General features: G+C 54.3%; 15 protein-coding genes. 3 read left to right on the top strand and 12 right to left on the bottom strand.

Annotated features, from left to right (window positions below; genetic code table 11):
- Positions 1-370: 370 nt before the first annotated feature.
- From IB241_RS00465 to IB241_RS00445, 5 genes are all read right to left on the bottom strand, one after another.
- Complete coding sequence (locus IB241_RS00465) at positions 371-583, bottom strand: hypothetical protein (protein WP_192296473.1); 213 nt, start codon at positions 581-583, stop codon at positions 371-373.
- 469 nt (positions 584-1,052) lie between these two features.
- On the bottom strand, positions 1,053-3,527 hold the full coding sequence (locus IB241_RS00460) for an SIR2 family protein (protein WP_192296472.1): 2,475 nt from the start codon (positions 3,525-3,527) through the stop codon (positions 1,053-1,055).
- 1,188 nt (positions 3,528-4,715) lie between these two features.
- Positions 4,716-4,913 carry a hypothetical protein gene (locus tag IB241_RS00455; RefSeq protein ID WP_192297245.1) on the bottom strand — a complete coding sequence of 66 codons (198 nt, stop codon included), beginning with the start codon at positions 4,911-4,913 and terminating at the stop codon, positions 4,716-4,718.
- A gap of 53 nt (positions 4,914-4,966) precedes the next feature.
- Complete coding sequence (locus tag IB241_RS00450; protein WP_192296471.1) at positions 4,967-5,506, bottom strand: hypothetical protein; 540 nt, start codon at positions 5,504-5,506, stop codon at positions 4,967-4,969.
- Positions 5,507-5,648: 142 nt separating this feature from the next.
- Positions 5,649-6,416 carry an ArsR/SmtB family transcription factor gene (locus IB241_RS00445; RefSeq protein WP_192296470.1) on the bottom strand — a complete coding sequence of 256 codons (768 nt, stop codon included), beginning with the start codon at positions 6,414-6,416 and terminating at the stop codon, positions 5,649-5,651.
- Between the two features lie 74 nt (positions 6,417-6,490).
- Between IB241_RS00445 and IB241_RS00440 the strand changes: the two genes are divergently transcribed.
- Complete coding sequence (locus IB241_RS00440; RefSeq protein ID WP_192296469.1) at positions 6,491-7,651, top strand: cytochrome P450; 1,161 nt, start codon at positions 6,491-6,493, stop codon at positions 7,649-7,651.
- Positions 7,652-7,708: 57 nt separating this feature from the next.
- Here IB241_RS00440 and uraH read toward each other — a convergent pair whose 3' ends face one another.
- Positions 7,709-8,119: a hydroxyisourate hydrolase gene (gene uraH / locus IB241_RS00435; RefSeq protein ID WP_192296468.1), complete on the bottom strand. Its 411-nt coding sequence runs from the start codon at positions 8,117-8,119 to the stop codon at positions 7,709-7,711.
- Between the two features lie 10 nt (positions 8,120-8,129).
- Entirely contained in the window at positions 8,130-8,633 is a 504-nt protein-coding gene (locus tag IB241_RS00430) for a GlcG/HbpS family heme-binding protein (protein WP_192296467.1), read from the bottom strand.
- A 147-nt stretch (positions 8,634-8,780) separates the two neighbouring features.
- Here IB241_RS00430 and IB241_RS00425 point away from each other — a divergent pair, with 147 nt between their 5' ends.
- The gene (locus IB241_RS00425; protein ID WP_192296466.1) at positions 8,781-9,452 is read left to right on the top strand and encodes a heavy metal response regulator transcription factor; all 672 of its coding nucleotides are present in this window, start codon (positions 8,781-8,783) and stop codon (positions 9,450-9,452) included.
- The gene (locus tag IB241_RS00420) at positions 9,449-10,852 is read left to right on the top strand and encodes a heavy metal sensor histidine kinase (RefSeq protein ID WP_192297212.1); all 1,404 of its coding nucleotides are present in this window, start codon (positions 9,449-9,451) and stop codon (positions 10,850-10,852) included. The genes IB241_RS00425 and IB241_RS00420 overlap by 4 nt, the downstream gene beginning before the upstream one ends.
- 91 nt (positions 10,853-10,943) lie before the next feature.
- Here IB241_RS00420 and IB241_RS00415 read toward each other — a convergent pair whose 3' ends face one another.
- From IB241_RS00415 to IB241_RS00395, 5 genes are all read right to left on the bottom strand, one after another.
- Positions 10,944-12,908 (bottom strand): avidin/streptavidin family protein, encoded by a 1,965-nt coding sequence (locus IB241_RS00415; RefSeq protein WP_192296465.1) that lies wholly within the window; start codon positions 12,906-12,908, stop codon positions 10,944-10,946.
- 142 nt (positions 12,909-13,050) lie between these two features.
- Positions 13,051-14,394 (bottom strand): MFS transporter, encoded by a 1,344-nt coding sequence (locus IB241_RS00410; RefSeq protein ID WP_192296464.1) that lies wholly within the window; start codon positions 14,392-14,394, stop codon positions 13,051-13,053.
- Positions 14,395-14,415: 21 nt separating this feature from the next.
- Positions 14,416-15,237, bottom strand: a complete 822-nt coding sequence (locus IB241_RS00405; protein WP_192296463.1) for an aspartate/glutamate racemase family protein — start codon at positions 15,235-15,237, stop codon at positions 14,416-14,418.
- A gap of 33 nt (positions 15,238-15,270) precedes the next feature.
- Positions 15,271-16,161, bottom strand: coding sequence for a hypothetical protein (locus IB241_RS00400; RefSeq protein ID WP_192296462.1), 891 nt, complete (start codon positions 16,159-16,161; stop codon positions 15,271-15,273).
- A 64-nt stretch (positions 16,162-16,225) separates the two neighbouring features.
- Positions 16,226-17,884: a hydantoinase B/oxoprolinase family protein gene (locus IB241_RS00395; RefSeq protein WP_192296461.1), complete on the bottom strand. Its 1,659-nt coding sequence runs from the start codon at positions 17,882-17,884 to the stop codon at positions 16,226-16,228.
- Between the last annotated feature and the right edge of the window lie 11 nt (positions 17,885-17,895).

Genomic DNA, 17,895 nt, shown 5'->3' with positions numbered 1-17,895 from the left:
GTCGCACAAATTAATATTTCCCACCGCTTCGCATGCCTAATACGACCGCAAATTCTGGGCGTAGCGGCGGGCTGATCAAAGGGTGATTACTTAGAAATTGCTACAGGAGCAGGTGCACAACAACCTGTATGCAGAGTCTGCGGGAGTTTTAGGGAGGCGTACGTCCAATCCATTATCGGCCGGATCGTTCCTGTGGAGCTACGAGCGTCGAGCTTTGGGGCAAAAATGGGGCAAACCGCACGCCAATCTATGCCATTCAATGCTAATTATGCAGTTTTGCAACCGTCTGTATGCACGCATTACAGCCAGCAACCACAGGCCTTCCCCCCCAAATCCCCCACATACCCCTACACAATTGGGGTGTGCTTTATTAGAACTGATTAGTTCGTAGCTTAGCCAAGCCTTGCTTGATGTGCCCAGCGTTTTCGCCGATCACGAATAGAGCGCCACGTACGTTGTTACCAACCTCGTTCATGCCTTGCTTTTCGCTTTGGAGGGTCAATTCCATCAGAGCTGCTTCCAACGCCAGCTGATTCTCGTACATTCGTTCAAGCAAATCTGAGAGTGAATATTCCCGAGCCATGTTTGTCATTCCGCCTAAAAGGCTAAGCATAGCAGTGGCCGAGTAAATTGGTGCTTGCTTGAGAAATTGCTACGAGAATGGCTGCTCAATGCCTCGAAGCAGAGGTAGCGGCGTTTATGGAGAGTGTTACATACTGTCCATAATTGGACGGACCGTTTCTCTGGAATGTCGAGCACCGAACACCGAACGCGGTGCAAAAAATGGGACAAATCATTGCTCATGCAGCCGTGGAACTCAATTTGATCCTGCGCATACTCAAGGAAATATTGCCATCGTCTACAGCGAAAATACGTACGGGTGTTTTTGGAATTAAGCTCGGTAGTATCAACTTCTATATTGAACACTACCGAACTTTTTCACAAGGGAGATCTCTAAAGGGTAAGAGATAAAGCACAAATACTTAATCAGGCACCTTGATCAGTTTTGGTATCATTGATGCGTGCTAACGGGACAAAAGATGGCGTAATGTTTAAAACTCATCATTGTCAATCCAAGTGCCCGTTGCAGAGTATCTGAACATTTTTTCGTATGCTCTAGCTAGACGTTGATCCTCATTAAGAGAGTCTTTTCTGCCCTTGAGCCGCTCAGAGAATATACGAGCTTGATTACGGGCCACTGCTTCAGTCTCGTGTTTTCTAAGCACATTTGTATAGCCTTCGCTGAGGGTAACTACCGGGAAAGTGTCATCACTTTCAAGCGTGCCGTCAAGATTCTCAAGAATGGTTTTCGCTTCCTCCGCAAAGGTGAGTGCAGTTTGTTTGTCTTCAAGGCGCTGTGCCACAATAAGGAGTTGCTGCGCTAAAGCATGCAACGTATGTGGCATTGGGTAAGCTTGAGTCGCAATCCTCAGCTTCTCGAGAGATTCTGAGTGCTCGCTAAAGTCTCTCATTGAGAGACCGTATTGCAGCCAAAATAGTCCATCTTGCTCAAATTTTTTCTCTAAAGACCTATAAAGCGAAGTAACCAGGCTTTTGTGCCCTTTCAGAACCTCACGCAAGAAAGAGTGGTTGATTAATGCTTTGTAAATAATGGCCTGAAGCTTATCTACATGTTTGATAACTGGTGAGTCATATTGTGCAAACGCCTCTAGCAAAGCGGATAGGGCTTTCACTGTTAGCGTTGGATCGACTAAATGGTCTAGTACATAGCGAACGTACACGGGGTGACGGACGGAAAGCTTTCCCGATCTCTCGACGACGATTCCCGCTAAACTTGTAGAAAAGATATTGGCTGGTGTAGTAATTCCGATAGTCGCTAATGCCCTGTCAACTAGTGGCGAGGGGGCATCTTGTTTTCGGTCAGTAATCAATCCAACCACCAGAAAGCATAGCTTTTCTTCATCGCTTGTTAGGCTTGAGAATTCACTCGCGATTATTTCCCCGTAGCCTAGGCCGAATGTGGCCTCCAGAAGTGCAATCAAAAGTTGTTTCTGTGCTCTGTCTACCAACTCAGCCACGCGCTTTTTCGGGTGCAGTTGACCAAGTCGTGTCCATGAGCCATACCGTTCCAGCTTTTCTAATATCTTTGCAGCGTCTGTATCAGTAAATTTGTCTACAAGCACAGGTCGCAGACTATTATCCTGGAGCTTGTTAACCGTTTTCTTCTTCCAAATATTTTCACGTTCAGCTCCCAACAACATGGTTTTCTGAAGGCGTTTTGACGCAAAAATTTCTTTAAGATCCTCCGCAAAGAAATCGAGATTATCAAATGCAACAAGGACGTTATTTGCCGATGAGGCGTTTTCGATTGCCTCCAAAGTCTCTGCAAGGTGGCTAATGGGCTGCTCTATGAAGTACACATCCCAATCCGAAGTAAGAGAGATGTTAAAGCAAAGCTGCATTAGAAGAGTCGTTTTTCCCGAACCTGCGGGGCCGATTAGCGGCAGGAGTTTGTTGTTCTTGTGTTCGGATCGCAATCTGACATCTGACTCTTTGAATATGTCCAATATTGCGGGCACTTCATCGACAATATCCGACCACGAAGGTTTGAAACCTTTATAAAAATTTGAGATGGCGGCTTCGGCTTTCGTGTCATTGGTTTTGTAATTGGATGTTATATTCTTTTTGACAGGTATTACATGGTCGAACAATGAAATGTAACGCCTACTGTCAGTAGACTTCAAAAGTTCTACCAGGTGAGGCAGGCTTTTAAGAGACAAGTTTAATGGTGATAGGGGTATGGGGAACTCGATTTTCAGCCATTTAACAAAATCCGAAAGCGTTCCGCTGATATGTTCAATATTATAATCGGCTAGCGATGCTTTTTGAAATTCGGTTGCATTTGGCGTTATGACGAAGCTTCTACCCGGAAAGCGGCCGCTAATTGATTTGTATCTCTCGATATGAAATTTTAATAACGGCTCGTTGAGTTTGGTGCCAATGAATAAAACGGGGGCTCTTACGAAATCAGAACCACATTGCTCGTACCAAGGTAAAGATTTAGATGTTGCTTTTGCGTAATCGCTCGCCGAAAAAATGATACCCGCAGGAATACGGTCCACACTACCATTTAACTTAATTAAGTCTATAACTTTAAAGAAGTTATCTTGATCTTCCAGCGGGTCTGTTGCTAGACGCACCCTAAGATTTTGGACCGAGTTTTGTCGGATGGATGTTTCCAGCGCATCGTCAATATTAAGTGTATATATGCGACGCCATGCGAATGAGGTGAGTTCCAAATATTCTGGAGAAGGTTGGACGTCTCGAAAAAGCGACTCCAGATGGGGATCTAGTCTAGAGGCTTCCTTGGCGCGCACTGCCGCGTATACTTCGTCAAGGGGGTCGTCAGAATATTCATAACCCGCAAATTCGGCCAAATTTTTTGCGAGGCCCCAACCATCAAGGACTTTTTCGCCGCTTCTACTTACGCAGTCCCTGGAGGCTCCAGCCCCCAAAAAGAGTATAAGTTCGCCTTTTTCAATAGCATTACGCAAATCTTTATTCAAATCGCAAGTCCTTTTTAGCAATGGCGGTAGTTTTTGGTAATTGACTACTTGCTTTAAATAGTGGAAGGCTATCAGGTTCGCTCAATGCAACGTCGTGTCGAAGATTACCTGATCTGGAGATAGGTACGAAGTGTTGTTATGAAATCCCCTGATCATATAGACGATTTGGAGTGTCCGCTTCTGGCCCCGAGTGTGTGAAAAAGCTTCGTCAAAATTGAAGTGCGTTCGTCTACCTCAGATCTGGATTTTATCGGCATGTCAACAGGTGTAGATTTCGCGCGAATGCGCGATTTTCAGTGCGGTTCTTAGTACCTGTCGCGTTCGAAAACGTTTTTACACAGCGTCGGCGAGAGGCGCCTGTCTGTGTGAAAACGTCGAGTTTGAAGGATTGACAGACCGTTTTTACGCTTAAGCCCCTTTACGGTGGTTGCCTGAAGATGGAAAGCAATTTCTCGCTGCAGATCGGACGCGCCGCTTATGAGGGGTTTACCCGGCGGTGGGCCATAGGGAGCTTTACGCGTCAGAAATTAGGCCAAGCGCTCTATAACCATTTCAACTTGCACAATCTCACCGACCAAGCTTCATTGTGCGGCCTATACGAGGCCGACAGAGAGAAGGCCTCCGCCCTGATACCAAAGCTTTTCCATTTTCACTGAGCGTCAGCTCTCGGCCGATTCTATTGAAAACAGTCGGCTTCGAATTCTGCGCGAGAAAAGTACGCGCCTGAGATTTAAATCTGAGTTTTGCGTAGTAGGTTCAGGAGTCTGATTTCACGAAGGAGCGTGCAAGCGAGATGTTTTCATCCATCAATATTCCAGCGTTTTGGGCACGCTAACTTTTTCAACAGGGTCGGCCGAAAGCATTCACGATGTATTTCGTAAATCTTTGGCAATTCTGTGGCTTGCTTTCATTCGACAGGATGCCTAGGAGGGCAAACACGGTTCCCAAACTCAAAACGTACCCCCTGCAGAATGCGGTCTGTAGCCTGACCGCTTTCCATGAGTAATGGAACGCCGACGGCTTTCAGGGCATCAGCCCGTGTGAATTCGCATAGCGGTCTTGAAAACCGGCGAACGTTAATAGCGTTCCCAGGGTTCGAATCCCTGGTTTCCCGCCAAGATTCATACGAAAGCCCCGTTCTTACGGGGCTTTCGTGTTTCTGGCATTCGGGAAGCGGGAGGCGTCTTTTCATAGGTATTCCATAACTATTGTGGACGTGTTCCAGAACTTTTCTATTTTGACGGCTTCGCGGTCGCGCCGATCCTCCTGTAAACCCGCTTGGTAATTTCCTGTCCGCTGTGCCAGCAGCAGGTTCGCGTCGCCAATAATCAACGTCATCGCCTCGCTCTGCTCAGTAATGCCAGACCACTCCATCAGATCGACCAAGGGCTAGCGTATTCCAAGTCTGACACGGCATCGATGATGCAAAGTGTCACTGCTTATTCTTCCTTAAAACAGTAGATCGGAGGCTGATCTTGGGGAGTGATTATGAAGGAAGGGAAATCGGTGATTGTTACCGTCTTGTATAGCCTTAGATCGCTTCCAGTAGGGGGGAGAGTACTGCGCATTTTGTTCGCCACAATGGACTCGCTGGCTGGATTTGAAGGGCTGAATGAGACAGTTAGGCTATCTGGGTCAATATCAACTAACTCACCGTCATCTTCCATGGTTGCTCGCGACTGGTAATTCACGGTCATTGTGGTGGTTGATGATCCCTGCGGGACAAACGTTACGCTCACATCAGTACGGGTCAGGTTCCCCGATCTTTCTTTGATGTGCGCGCGAGTTTTCAGGAGCGTTGGCAATAAATTTTTCCCGTTTCCTTCAAGCCGCGTCTCACAGCTAATAACACTACCGGGCGGGTATGCGGCATTGAGCTTGAGCATTTCTTCCCGCGTTATAGCTTCGACATTCATCGAGCACAACACCGCAATACCGATACCCGTAGGTAGTAGAAACGTTTTGTAGATGTGATTCATATCCCTATCCTTCGATGTTGAAGCTCCGGTGGTGCTTAAATCCAGAAAAAGGTAAGCGTCCCGCCAATACACCTTGATTTTCGATATGGCACGCGAAGCAATGCCTGCTTCTTGATAGATGCTTAGTTGAAGGAATAAGTAATTATCCTCCCGGCAGAGCCGGTTCGGCGGGTGGTGTCGCATTCCGCGCGACTGATCTCTCCCTCTCATTGTTTTCCAAAATGATCCCGAATAGGCCAGACAGCTCCTTTCGTCCCTTGGATGTCAATGCGAGTGCCCGGCTATCAAGGTCTTGGATAACCCACTTGCGGCTTATGACCGTCTGTAGAAAAGCCGCTCCGAGTGCTCCGGCAAGATGAGGGCGCCGCATGCTCCAGTCCAAGCAGGAGCACGCGAAACGACGCCGCTGTGCCCTTACCTTTTCTATCTCGATACCGAGCCCGGTCATGGCTTTTTCGCCGCTCATCGTAAGCTGATACAGCTCCCCGGAAACTGGCACGGTCAACCAGCCTGACTCCATGAAATGATCGTGCAGTTGTACAGCCAGTGTTCCTGCCATGTGGTCATAACAGGTACGCGCGAACTGCAATCGGGTTGGGGTCGTGGACACATATCGTGTAGCTGCGTTTTGGCTGATCACCATGAGGGCCTCAATAGCCTGGGCCACTTGCGCGTCAGCCAGACTGTAGTAACGATGCCTGCCTTGCGTGTGCAACTTTACCAACCCGTCCTCTTTTAGTCTTGCCAAATGCGCGCTCGCCGTGGACGCACTGACGTCGGCGATGACGGCCATTTCGGTGCTGGTACGGGCGTGGCCGTCCATCAGCGAACACAGCATTTTCGTCCTCGCTGGTTCGGCAATAGCGCCGGCTACCCGAGAAATCGCGGTGTCATTGCTTCGAGCGTCCATATTTCGTTCCTGAGCGAATCGTCACCATGAGGGATGCTCGATAGTAGCCGTTCTTTGTGAACAGGACTTACGCAATGACGCCTTTTGAAGCCGCTACCCATACTGATCCCTACGTTTATTACTCAGGTCTCAGGCGACAAAACGGTCTGCTATTCGATGCAGATCTTCGTTTATGGATTGCAAGTAGTGCCGAAGCTGTCGAAGCCATTCTGGGGCATCCAGACTGTCGGGTGCGTCCGCTAAACGAGCCGATACCTCCTGCCATTGCGCAAGGCGTGGCAGGAATGATTTTCGGTCGTTTGATGCGCATGAACGAAGGCCCACAGCACCTGTGCCCCAGGATGGTTATCGAACCTGCCTTGGCCTCTGTCCAAACAGATAGCATCGCAGACATCGTGTCACGTGTGGTCGAGACCCTCGATAACCCGGTCGAAAACCCAGATGAGTTGATGTTCACGTTACCGGTTTCCGTTATTGCCGCTTTGATAGGCTTTCCATCCAGCCGGCTACAGGAAGTAGCGAGGCTGACGCGGGATTTTGTCGCCTGCCTGTCGCCGTTAAGCGACGAAATTCAACTCGGTGAAGCTGATTCCGGGGCCACCCGACTTAGTCAATTAGTCAGCGCGCTGCTGAGCAACGACGATGAAAGTAGCCGCTTCTTGAGCCATATCTGGAGTGGATGCGAAGCCACCGCCTGGAGAGATCATGATGAATTGATCGCTAACCTGATCGGCCTGTTGTCACAGACCTGCGAAGCCACCGCAGGCCTGATCGGCAATACCCTTGTAGCGCTCCATCGTAACCCTGATCTGATTAAAGACATGCTACCTACGCAGATGCTCGTTGCAGACTTGGTGGAAGAGGTAGCGCGCTACGACTCGCCCGTGCAAAACACCCGGCGATTCGTTGCTAAGCGATGCACTATCGGGGGCAGCGTCTTGGAGGCGGGCGATACCGTTCTAGTGTTACTCGCTTCAGCCAATAGGGATCCCTACGCGAACCCAGACCCCGATAGACTCTTGGTCAAACGAACGCAACGACGAACCTTCAGCTTCGGATCAGGACGACATGAATGTCCAGGCCAGCAACTTGCATTGACTATCGCCGCTGAGGCGATTTTGGCATGGCTGCATCGACAACCAGCCTCCTCTGCGCGTCCTTATCGGTGGAGTTATTTGCCCTCCCTTAATGGTCGTATACCTCATTTTTATCGTGATCGGGAAACTCAGCAATGAACCGCCCCGGATTCTCTAGACACCTTGCAAGCTCATTGGACTGCCCCCGTTAGAGGCTCAGTTACCTCTATAGGTAGAGAAACCATAGGGGCTGAGCAGTAATGGAATGTGGTAGTGCGCAACGGCACCGTCTACCTCAAAGATTACCGGTACCTCAGGGAAGAAACTTGGAATCTTATGCGCTTTGAACCACTCGCCTGTCTTGAAGGTTACACGGTAGATGCCTTTCTCCAGAGCCTGACCTTCGGGGTATAGCCCGGGAATACGACCTTGTTCATTTGTCGAAGCGCTGTTGAGCATGTCCCAGTGCTTACCGTCTTGTTTTTCCAATGTGACATTGATACCAGGGGAGGGCAGGCCATCTTGTAAGTTGAGGACATGCACGCTCAGCGGGTTTCCTGCCGCTGATGCCAGTGACGATGCGACACTCAATACAACGCCAGCGAAGATTGTTTTCAATCCAGTCATGATGATGTCCTTAGTTTTTGACGGTAGGTAAAATTTTGTTGATAGCGGCCAATGCGCAACCTTCATCGTTTGCTGCTCCGCCGGCACCGGCCACTCCGATCGCGCCAATGACTTGCCCTTCAAACATCAACGGCACGCCGCCGCCTAGCAGCAATAGCTCATGCAGGGTGTTGAGGTTTTCCGCATCGGGGGTACTGCGAGCACGCTCTGCCAACAGTCGTGTAGGCGTCTTGGTCGATAGGGCGGTATAGGCTTTGCGTTGGGCGGCTAATGTATTGTGTGGGCCCACGTTATCGTCGCGCTGCAAGGCGACTAGATTTGCGCCACTGTCGACAATTGCAGCAACACCTGTGCGGCCTTCGGCGTGACACGCTGCCAGCGCGGTAGTTAGCAAATCATTGGCCATTGCCAATGAAACGTCGTTGCGCTGCACAACTTGACCCGGGGCTGCAACGGCGAGCGCAGAGCTCATTGCAAGTGAGCTGAGCAATGAAGCTGACAGGCGTATACGCATGCTTTTTTCCTTTGTTTTGTCTGGCTGAGTCATAGCCAGGCATGATGCCCCGTGCGCACCGTCAGAATGATTGCCTCATGATTACCAAGATGTAATGTGCCAAAACGGCCAAGCGCGCTAGCCTATGCTCCAATTCTGGAGAAAAAGATGCGTATCCTGGTCGTTGAAGATGAAGCGAAAACAGCGGATTACCTCCACAAAGCCCTGACTGAATCGGGCTACGTGGTCGAGGTCGCCTTAGATGGCCTGGAGGGCCAGTATCTGGCGCAGGAAAGTGAGTTCGACTTGATCATCCTGGATGTCATGCTGCCGGGCCTGGACGGTTGGCAATTGCTTCAGATTATTCGACGCAAGTGGCAAACCCCGGTGCTTTTTCTTACTGCTAGGGACTCTGTGGAGGATCGGGTCAAGGGGCTTGAATCAGGGGCCGATGATTACCTGGTCAAACCCTTTTCCTATGCCGAGTTATTGGCACGCGTACGTACGCTCCTGCGCAGGGGGCCGCCCCGTGAGGTCGAACAGTTCCTGGTTGCAGACCTGAGCGTGGATCTGTTGAGCCGTAAGGTCACGCGCCAGGGTGAACGCCTGACCCTGACCAACAAGGAGTTTGCCCTGTTGCACCTGTTAGTCAGTAGGGAAGGAGAGGTGCTATCGCGTTCCTCGATTGCTTCGCAAATCTGGCAGATGAACTTTGACAGTGATACCAATGTGGTCGATGTTGCCATCCGACGACTGCGCGCCAAGGTTGACGATCCTTACCCACTAAAGTTGATACATACAGTGCGTGGCATCGGTTACATGCTTGAGGTGCAATCCTGAAACTGTTTGCGCGTAACCTGAGCTTGCGCCTGGCGCTCATGTTCGCGTTAGTCAGTGCGCTGCTGCTGGGGTCCATTGGTTTTTATCTTTATCAGTCATTACAGCGAGAAATCGCCTGGCGCGATGACCAGGCCCTGCTCGGGCGCCTGGAGCGCATGCATGCGTTGATCAACGACAGTATCAGCGTCGAGCAACTCAGAGATCGGCCCAAGCTATACGAAAATATGCTGGGCAATCGCGACAACTTGCTGTGGATCATCGATGACACAGGTCAGGTGCTGATCGAAATCAACCCCGTCGGCATGAGCTTGCCCGCGTTACCGGCTGTAGCCCAGGCTCAGCTGAGTGACGGTAACTCTTCGGTGGCAGTACGCTTTGCCTGGCAGCATGTCATGCAAGGTGATCGCGGCTTGACCCTGATTGCTGGCAAGTTGTTGAGCGAGCGCGAGCAGATGCTGGGGGCTTACCGACTCAAGCTCTGGCTCGCGATGTCGGTCGGTGCGCTGCTGGCTTTTGTGCTCGGCGGGTGGGTAAGTCAGCGAGGCTTACGACCTGTGCGCTTACTGGCGAAGCGCGCTGCCGCAATTGATGTACACCATCTGCATCTGCGGCTGGATGAGTTCAACGAACTGAGTGAACTACAAGCACTCAGCCAAGCGCTTAATCAGATGCTTGCACGCCTCGAAGAGGGGTTCGCCCAGCTATCACGATTCTCGGAGGATCTCGCCCATGAGATGCGCACCCCGCTCACCAATCTGATGGGGCACACCCAGCAGGCCCTGAGGCATTGTCGTTCAATCGAAGACTATCAAAACTTGCTGGTTTCGAATCAGGAAGAGTATGAGCGTCTAGCGCGAATGGTCGATAGCATGCTGTTTCTCGCGCGCACCGAGCAGTCGCACGCATGTGTCAGTGATGAACTCATCAACCTGCACGATCTGGTGGAGCAACTGTGTGAGTATTTTGAAGGTGTTGCACAAGAACGTGATGTCGCGCTGATCAATCAGGCCCATGATCAATTGCGTGCTGATCCTGCTTTGATCCGCAGAGCACTGGCCAACTTGCTGGCCAATGCGCTGCGTTATGGCTCTCCTGCTACGCCAGTAACCATTAGCAGTATGGCTTTAGGGGACAGGATTGACATTATTGTGCATAACCAAGGCCAGCCGATTTCAGCGCAGCATCTCCCTCGACTGTTTGAGCGCTTCTACCGTTGCGATCCGTCACGTAGTCAGCCGGACGACTCTGGCGGGCTGGGTTTGGCCATCGTTCGCTCAATTATGCAGTTGCATGGTGGTCGGGTCAGCGTAGACAGCAATTCATCCGGAACGAGCTTTCGTTTGGAGTTTCCTCCAATGGGCCCGGTAGCAAGCCAGGTTGAATCCAAGCGGATTATTTAGTGAGGCGACGGATGAACCCTGGGTGACCAGATTCCTCACACTGGACTGCCCTCGGCACCATAGACCTCTCCAGCCTACGGTGATTGCTTGGTTATATTTCATTGGCACCCGCGCCGAGCGTCCTCCTGAACATGAGCGACTGGACCTGTGTTTGCACATAACGTTGTGACGCTGTTGTGGAGGACGTGAGCAGCGCCAGCAAGGTCAATTCATCCACTTGAAGATCCAGCGAACCCGCCAGGGCCAGTACCGCTTCACCGCTCTTTTGCGGTGCGGCGAGGCTTACCGATTGCCGTGACAGCCCGCCCGAGTTCGCGTTGATGTCAGTAAAACCGGATACCTCGACCCGCCCGGTAGGCGTCGTCAACGTGCCGCTGACACAACCTAAAGCATGCTGGCTTGACGCTCTAACGTGCAGTTTCAGGTTATATCCTTGCGCTGCCATCCAAGTGCCATTTAACCGGTTGTCGTGCTCCGAAGCCAAGGTGGGGGTGATAGGACGTAGTCCTATGGCCTCATCTGCAACCCGTCGATAGCTCAGTTTGTCCAGATACGCTCCTTGTTTAGCCAGATCGGGAAAATCCCCGGTGGCGATGAGCACGTGCGATAGATTGAGCCGATCCTCGCCTGCGATCCGATGGAGCTGTCCGCACAACCCCGACACCCAATGCCAACTCGGGTCGGCCTGCTGCTCATCCAGCGAGTGCCAGTCTATAGCCAATGCCACAGGCAGCCCTTTTTCCCGTGAAGGGCTTGTACTCGCTTGATAACCCGTCACTGCGTATCGGCCCGTTGAGCCCGTGGATGACTGATACGAACCGGTAATGACATTGCCGGTGACCGTCAACGTCATTGCCGAGCCGTAGTCATTTTTCCAGGTGCCGGCGGCGCAAAGCGGCGGCGCTGTATGGGCAGTCGCTAGGGGCGGGCGGAGCACCAGCTTTCCACTGACAAGCGTGCGCGGCTTTGCCTCAAAGCGCCGTGAAGATGAGCGGCTGATAATCTGGGGCCCCTGCGGGCGATTAAACAGCCATATCCCAACCGGCGCGAGTGAGTAAGTGCCCGCTCGACATTGCACCACACGATATTCATAGACGGTGTAGCAATACTCCATCACCAGCGAACCCACCAACACCAGGTCGGTCAGTCCCAGCGGCTCGAATTGAGGAAGGGTTTTACCCTTGTCTGGACCGTCCTCGATCAAAACGTTGTACAGGTCGGCACCCAGGGTGATTTCGCCATCGGCGAAGCCCAGGACGACCGTTGGGCTGCCGCCCTGGGCAATACGCTCAAGGGTCTGGCGCATCAGCCGGTCATCCCCTTTGAATTGGGATGAGCCAGAGTCCAGCGCGAAGGTTATGTTCCTGGCCAAGACGTCGCCGCCTACGGTGTAGGACGCCAGCGGGGTCGACCAGATGTATTCCACACCACGCACTTTGCTGTAGAGCGACCACGGAAGAAACAGGTGCGGACCACGGGTTTTAGCCGCATCCACTGCCCCCATCTGGCACACGCCCCGACGCGAAGCAGGGTCCCAGTCGAAGGCAACGAAGGGTTGATGGGGATCGATTTTTCCAGCATTCATCAACGCCTGAAACACAAACGAGCTTTTCCCGTCGACATAGGCGCTGCTGCTGGGCAAGCCCATGCCACCGTCCCAGTCCAATTGGCGAAACTGCGTTCCGGTGTAGTCTGCCGCCAGTAGAAGTTGAATGGGCAATGGGGTGTTGTTCAGAGTCAATACATCCGAACCGGATTCTACCTGCATCGTGCCCCAGGGCCCGAAGCTGTAGGGCCGTTGCAGGCAATCCGTGAAGGTGAAGGTGCTGGACGCCTGATGGTCAAACCGGCCTGCGCTGAAGTGCTGGCATCGGTCGGGCGAACACAGGCTGGAGGTTATCCAGGTGATATTGGTTCCGGTGTCCATCGACACCTTCAGGGATTGCCCTGGTGTGCCTACCTGTACACGGGTGTACCAAGGTGTGGCGCCGTTGTTCTGAAAGGGACCGCGTTGCATGGTGAAGGTGACTCCGTCACTCCATTGTTGACTGTCCATAGTGAATTCCGTGTCTGCAATTTGATGGGGCATCCGGTTGGATGACCCGCTCGAGGTCTGGGGTTATTCAAACGCAGGGGGCAGGGCGTGGGCTGTCAGTCACGATGGATTACATATGCCTGAAAGCACGATGGGCATTGTGCTAATCCAACGCCTTGCCCTCGGTTTCAGGAATGAACAGTGCGAGCAACACGGTTACCAGCATGAAGGCATTGATAAAGGTGGTGGTCATATTGAAGGAGGCGCCGTAAGCCACCAGTGCGCCGATCAAAGACGGTGCCAGGATATTGGCCACGCGTTGCGCGAAAATCGCCCACCCGTAACCGATGGTACGCAATGGGGTCGGGTACAGCTCGGCGATCCAGGTGCCCCACACCCCCCATGCCCCCAGGCTGAAGAACGCCAGGGCGAAGTTGCTCAGGTACAGCATTTCCAGGCTTTGAGCGTTGGCAAAGCCGTAGCCAGCGAGCACCGAGGCACTGATGAAACCGATAATGACGTGTTTGCGGCCATAACGATGGGTGAGCCACGACGCCGCCATGTAGCCGGGGATCATGCACAGTGCCGACAGTGCAATAAAACCGTAGCTTTGCGGCAGGCTCAGCCCGCGTTGTTGCAACAGCGTCGGCAGCCAGGTCTGCAAGCCCCAGTAACCCCAGGAGAACGTAAAATTCACCAGGATCTGCAACGCACTGATCCTCAACAGCGCCGGTGAAAACAGCTCCCGCTGGCGCCCTGACGTCGTTTGGTCCACTTGCAGCAGGCAATCCTCAGGCACTTGCACGGTGCCTCGGCTTAATCGCGTGATGACCGCTCGGGCCTGCGCTTGGCGCTTGGCGTTGGCCAGCCAGTACGGCGACTCCGGCACCCAGAGCGCCACCACCAAAGCCCACAACCCACCCAGTGAACTCACCGCAATGATTGTGCGCCAACCATAGGGCATCAGCCATACGGTCGCCCCCAGTGCCAGTAGCATGCCGATTGGCCATCCCGAGGCCAGGTACACGGTCAGCGCGCCGCGATGGCGCACGGGCAATAGCTCCTGATAGTGAGCAAACGTCACCACCATCATGCCAACTGCGGCCACGCCCGAGAACAGCCGTAACGCGTAGAGCGAGGCGTAGTCGGGGGCAAACGCACTCGCCAACGAGATCACGCCGTAAATGGCCAGGCTCCAGACCACCGCGCCCTTGCGGCCGATACGTTCGGCGAGCTTGCCCCAGACTAACGAGCCCAACAGCATGCCGATGAACATGGCGCCGATCAGGTGGCCGACGGCAAGTGCATCCAGGGAAAAATCCTGGGCGATCAGCGGCGCGGTGTAGACGATGATCATCATCTCCCACGCCTCAATGGCGAACACAAAAAACAGCGCCAAGCAGCACTTGAGGTGCTCGCGGGTCAGGGGTACGTCTCTGAATACATCGCCCACTTGCCGAGTGGAGGTGTAGTTGGCTTGTGCGGGCATTGGCGTGACGTCGCTCATAGGGATTGCTCCAAGTTAGGGCTAGGCTTGCACACGGTTACCGATGGGCACCGGGCCCTGAAACAGGCCAAAGGCTTTGATTTCGGCTTCCGGTGGAGGCTCGCAACTGCCGACACGGCTGGGGCTCCAGCCGAAGCGCTGCTTCATCCCCGCCATGGCTTCGGCCATCTTGAACGCGGCGACCACCGGGTCGATCACGGGTACGCCGACCTCGCGCTGCACCTGTTCGAAGAAACCGAATTCGATGGTGCAGCCCAAAATGATCGCTTCCGCGCCATCTTCCTCGACCGCCAAAAACGCTTGTTCAATGATTCGGCGTCGGGTGAGGGCCGGGTCTTTCTGGAACTCATCGACGCCCATGCCCAGCGCGCGCATAGAGGCGAGTCGATCCGCCGAGCCGTAGCCGCGAACGCGCTCGCGCATTTGCTCCATCCATTTATCTCGCCCTACGATGATCGAATAACGGTTAGCCAGTTGGTCGGCGATCTGCAGGCTGGCCTGGCAGGGAGCAACCACCAGGCAGTTGCCGGAGATTTCCCGGGCATCCTCCAGGGCCGGATCGTAGAAGCAGCCGATCACCAGGGCATCGATGTTTTGCTGGGCGCAATCGCGGGCAATGCGTACCGTGCGCTCGTAGGTCATTGCCTCGTAGGCCCGGTACTCCAGGTGTGTCGGGCTGGGCTGCATATCGAACGACACCACTTCCAGGTGTGTCGAGGGGTGCTTGATGCCGTGCAGCAAGTCGGCGATCGGTGCGTCGAACATCGAGCAACCAATCGGGTTGAGCCAGCGCACTGTCACCGGCACATCGTGTGGTGGGGGAGTGGGGGTTGGGGTTTGCATCGGTTATTTCCTCGGATAGGGGGCCAATTGGCGCTAGAAAAACTTCACCAGCGCCATGGTCAGCTCATTGGAATGGGGCAGGTTGGCGCTGTGGTAGTAGTCGAAATTCAGATTTGCAGACAGGTAGAGTCCCTGTTGGGAAAAGCCTGTGTAGGTCATCGACGGTCCGATTTTTCCAACCCGCGACTCGTCATAGTCCGAGGCTGTTCGATTGTTGATGTGGTAGACGTGATGCGCGCCCAGCCACAGGTCATCGGTGACGAGGTAGCCGGCGGCGACGTTGGCCAGCCATAGGCTGACACCGCCTTGCAAGCGCTTGGGATCGCCGCTGCCGAGATCTGTGGTGTTGCGGTTACGTGCGGCGTAATGGATGCCAATTGGGGTGAAGGTCGCGGCGAATTTTCCGACACGCAGGTAATTGGCGAGGCTGAAACTCAGCGCATAGCGGTTGGCAAAGGCACCGTAACCGGCAACTTCGTTGTTACCGTTGGGGAACTCGACCGTCAGCGTCGGGTTGGTCCAGAACGTGGTGTAGTCCTCTGAACCATAGGCGCTGGTGGGCTCGACCACGTTGTAGTAGTAGGCAAAGCCGAGATTGGGTGAGGCGATGCCCCAGGGGCTGACGTTTTTCGCGTCGTTGGTGCTGGCGTATCCGGGAACGGCGCCGACCCAGAACTGCAATTGGTCGCGGGTGGTGTCGGTAAAGCCGGTCTCGGAAAAGTACGCAAGCACCGTATTGCCACCGGCACGTACATTGCCGTCGGTGTTGCGGTTGAAGACCGGGAAGGTTTCCAAAGCCCAGCGTCCCGGCAGCCCTGGTTGACCGAAGCCGATGAATTGTTCGGCTTGGGTTGAAGGGCTGCTGCCCAACACCAACGCCAGCGAGCACGCAGCGCCGAAGCGCGAGAGTGGAAGTTGCAACATGACGGTTCTCTCTTATTGTTTTAGGTCAACGCATGGAAAGCCGCCGCACGGCGGTGTATTGGGATCAGGGCATGACGCCGTACACGGCGCGGGCGGTTTGCGCGTCGAGGTAGCCATTCTTCAAGTCGTCGCGCACGGCCGCCGCGTCACGGGCTGCGGGTGCGCCGTAGCCACCGCCGGCCCCCGTGCGTACTCGCACCAGGTCGCCGGCGTTGAGAGGGATGCTGCTGGCCATGGCGTAGCGTTCCGGCGGGTTGTCGCCGCGCAGCACTTCGACGTAATTGGGGGTGCCATCCTGGCCCTGTTGCAGGCCCCAGGGTGGAACGACCGAGCGGGTGTAACCACAGGTCAGAAAGCTGTCATCGGCCCGTACGCGATAGTCGATGCAGATGCCTCGCCCGCCGCGGAACTGGCCGTGCCCACCGGGTTCGTCATTCAGCGCCATGCGCTCGACATACAGGCCGTAACGGGCCTCACAGACTTCCACTGGACAGTTGTAGGTCTCGCCATGCAGGCCGCAATAAACGGCGTTGTTGCCGTCACGTCCGGGCTCGGCGCCCCAACCACCGATTTCCGGCTCCACCAGGGTAAACAGCCGACCGGTATCCGGATGCCGGCCGCCGATAACAGTGGCGCATACCGAGGAGAAATTGCCCGCCGGCAAGCGGTCGGGAAAATGCTGGGCCAGGCAGCGCAAGATCAGGTCGTGTACGCGAATCAGGTTTTCAAAGTAAAACCCCTCTGCGGCGGGCAGTTGCGCATCGAATAGCGAACCGGGGCGTGTCAGCACATTCAACGGACGGAACGTGCCTCCATTGGTAATGCCTTGCGGGGCAGTCAGGGATTTGAACGCCATTTGGGCGGCAACCACCGCGCCATCCCGGCTGAGGTTAGTGGGCCCGGTGCATTGGTCGGGGTTGTCGCGCAGGTCCACGGTCATTGCACGGTCATGGATCTGCACCGACACCGAATACAGGCTGCCGTCGTCTTGCGGCTCCACCAGGGAAAGGTTGACATTGGGCAGTTCGGCCAGGGCTTTGCGCGATACCTTTTCGCCCAGGTCCATGAAGTCCTGCATCGCCAGCAAAAACAGGTCAGTGCCGTATTTGGCGGTCAACTCACGCAGGTGCAGGGCCCCGCCGCGCACCGCCGCTACGCCAGCCCATAGATCGCCTTCCATGAAATCCGGCATGCGCGTGTTGGCCCGCAGTATCTGCAGCACTGAGCGGATCGGTTGGCCACGGCTGATCAGCTTGACCGAGCACAGGCGCAACCCTTCCTGAAAGATGTCGGTAGCCTCAGTGGACATCGATCCGGGGACCATGCCGCCGACATCGTTCCAGTGGGCGATATTCGCGGTCCAGGCCACGCGCCTGCCCTCGGCAAACACGGGCATGGCCAGCACCACATCGTTCAGGTGAGTGACTGCGCCACCGTGGGGGTCATTGCAGATGAACACATCGCCGTCTTCGATTTCCCCTGGGCGGGCATGTTGCAGCAAGATCTGTTTGACGGCCTTGTCCAGCACGCCTACGAAGGCCGGGATACCGGCGCCGGAGCTGGCAATCTCGCCATTGGCGTCGGTGATGCCGGTGCCCATGTCCAGCACTTCATAAATGACGGGGCTCATGGCAGCTTTGCGCATCGCCACGAACATTTCGTCAGCAATGGCTTGAAGCGAATTCTGGATAATGTCTCGGGTGAAGATGTCGAGCGTATGCATGGCGAGACTCC

The organism is Pseudomonas sp. PDM05, from assembly GCF_014851685.1.
Lineage (GTDB): Bacteria > Pseudomonadota > Gammaproteobacteria > Pseudomonadales > Pseudomonadaceae > Aquipseudomonas.
Note: the sequence above shows the minus strand (reverse complement) of the source record. Positions and strands in the feature narration are given on the sequence as shown.

Excerpts from the sequence above, each read along its gene's own strand:
- IB241_RS00465 (WP_192296473.1), bottom strand. The coding sequence starts at position 583 with ATGGCTCGGGAATATTCACTCTCAGATTTGCTTGAACGAATGTACGAG.
- IB241_RS00450 (WP_192296471.1), bottom strand. The coding sequence starts at position 5,506 with ATGAATCACATCTACAAAACGTTTCTACTACCTACGGGTATCGGTATT.
- IB241_RS00445 (WP_192296470.1), bottom strand. The coding sequence starts at position 6,416 with ATGGACGCTCGAAGCAATGACACCGCGATTTCTCGGGTAGCCGGCGCT.
- IB241_RS00440 (WP_192296469.1), top strand. The coding sequence starts at position 6,491 with ATGACGCCTTTTGAAGCCGCTACCCATACTGATCCCTACGTTTATTAC.
- uraH (WP_192296468.1), bottom strand. The coding sequence starts at position 8,119 with ATGACTGGATTGAAAACAATCTTCGCTGGCGTTGTATTGAGTGTCGCA.
- IB241_RS00430 (WP_192296467.1), bottom strand. The coding sequence starts at position 8,633 with ATGCGTATACGCCTGTCAGCTTCATTGCTCAGCTCACTTGCAATGAGC.
- IB241_RS00425 (WP_192296466.1), top strand. The coding sequence starts at position 8,781 with ATGCGTATCCTGGTCGTTGAAGATGAAGCGAAAACAGCGGATTACCTC.
- IB241_RS00415 (WP_192296465.1), bottom strand. The coding sequence starts at position 12,908 with ATGGACAGTCAACAATGGAGTGACGGAGTCACCTTCACCATGCAACGC.
- IB241_RS00410 (WP_192296464.1), bottom strand. The coding sequence starts at position 14,394 with ATGAGCGACGTCACGCCAATGCCCGCACAAGCCAACTACACCTCCACT.
- IB241_RS00405 (WP_192296463.1), bottom strand. The coding sequence starts at position 15,237 with ATGCAAACCCCAACCCCCACTCCCCCACCACACGATGTGCCGGTGACA.
- IB241_RS00400 (WP_192296462.1), bottom strand. The coding sequence starts at position 16,161 with ATGTTGCAACTTCCACTCTCGCGCTTCGGCGCTGCGTGCTCGCTGGCG.
- IB241_RS00395 (WP_192296461.1), bottom strand. The coding sequence starts at position 17,884 with ATGCATACGCTCGACATCTTCACCCGAGACATTATCCAGAATTCGCTT.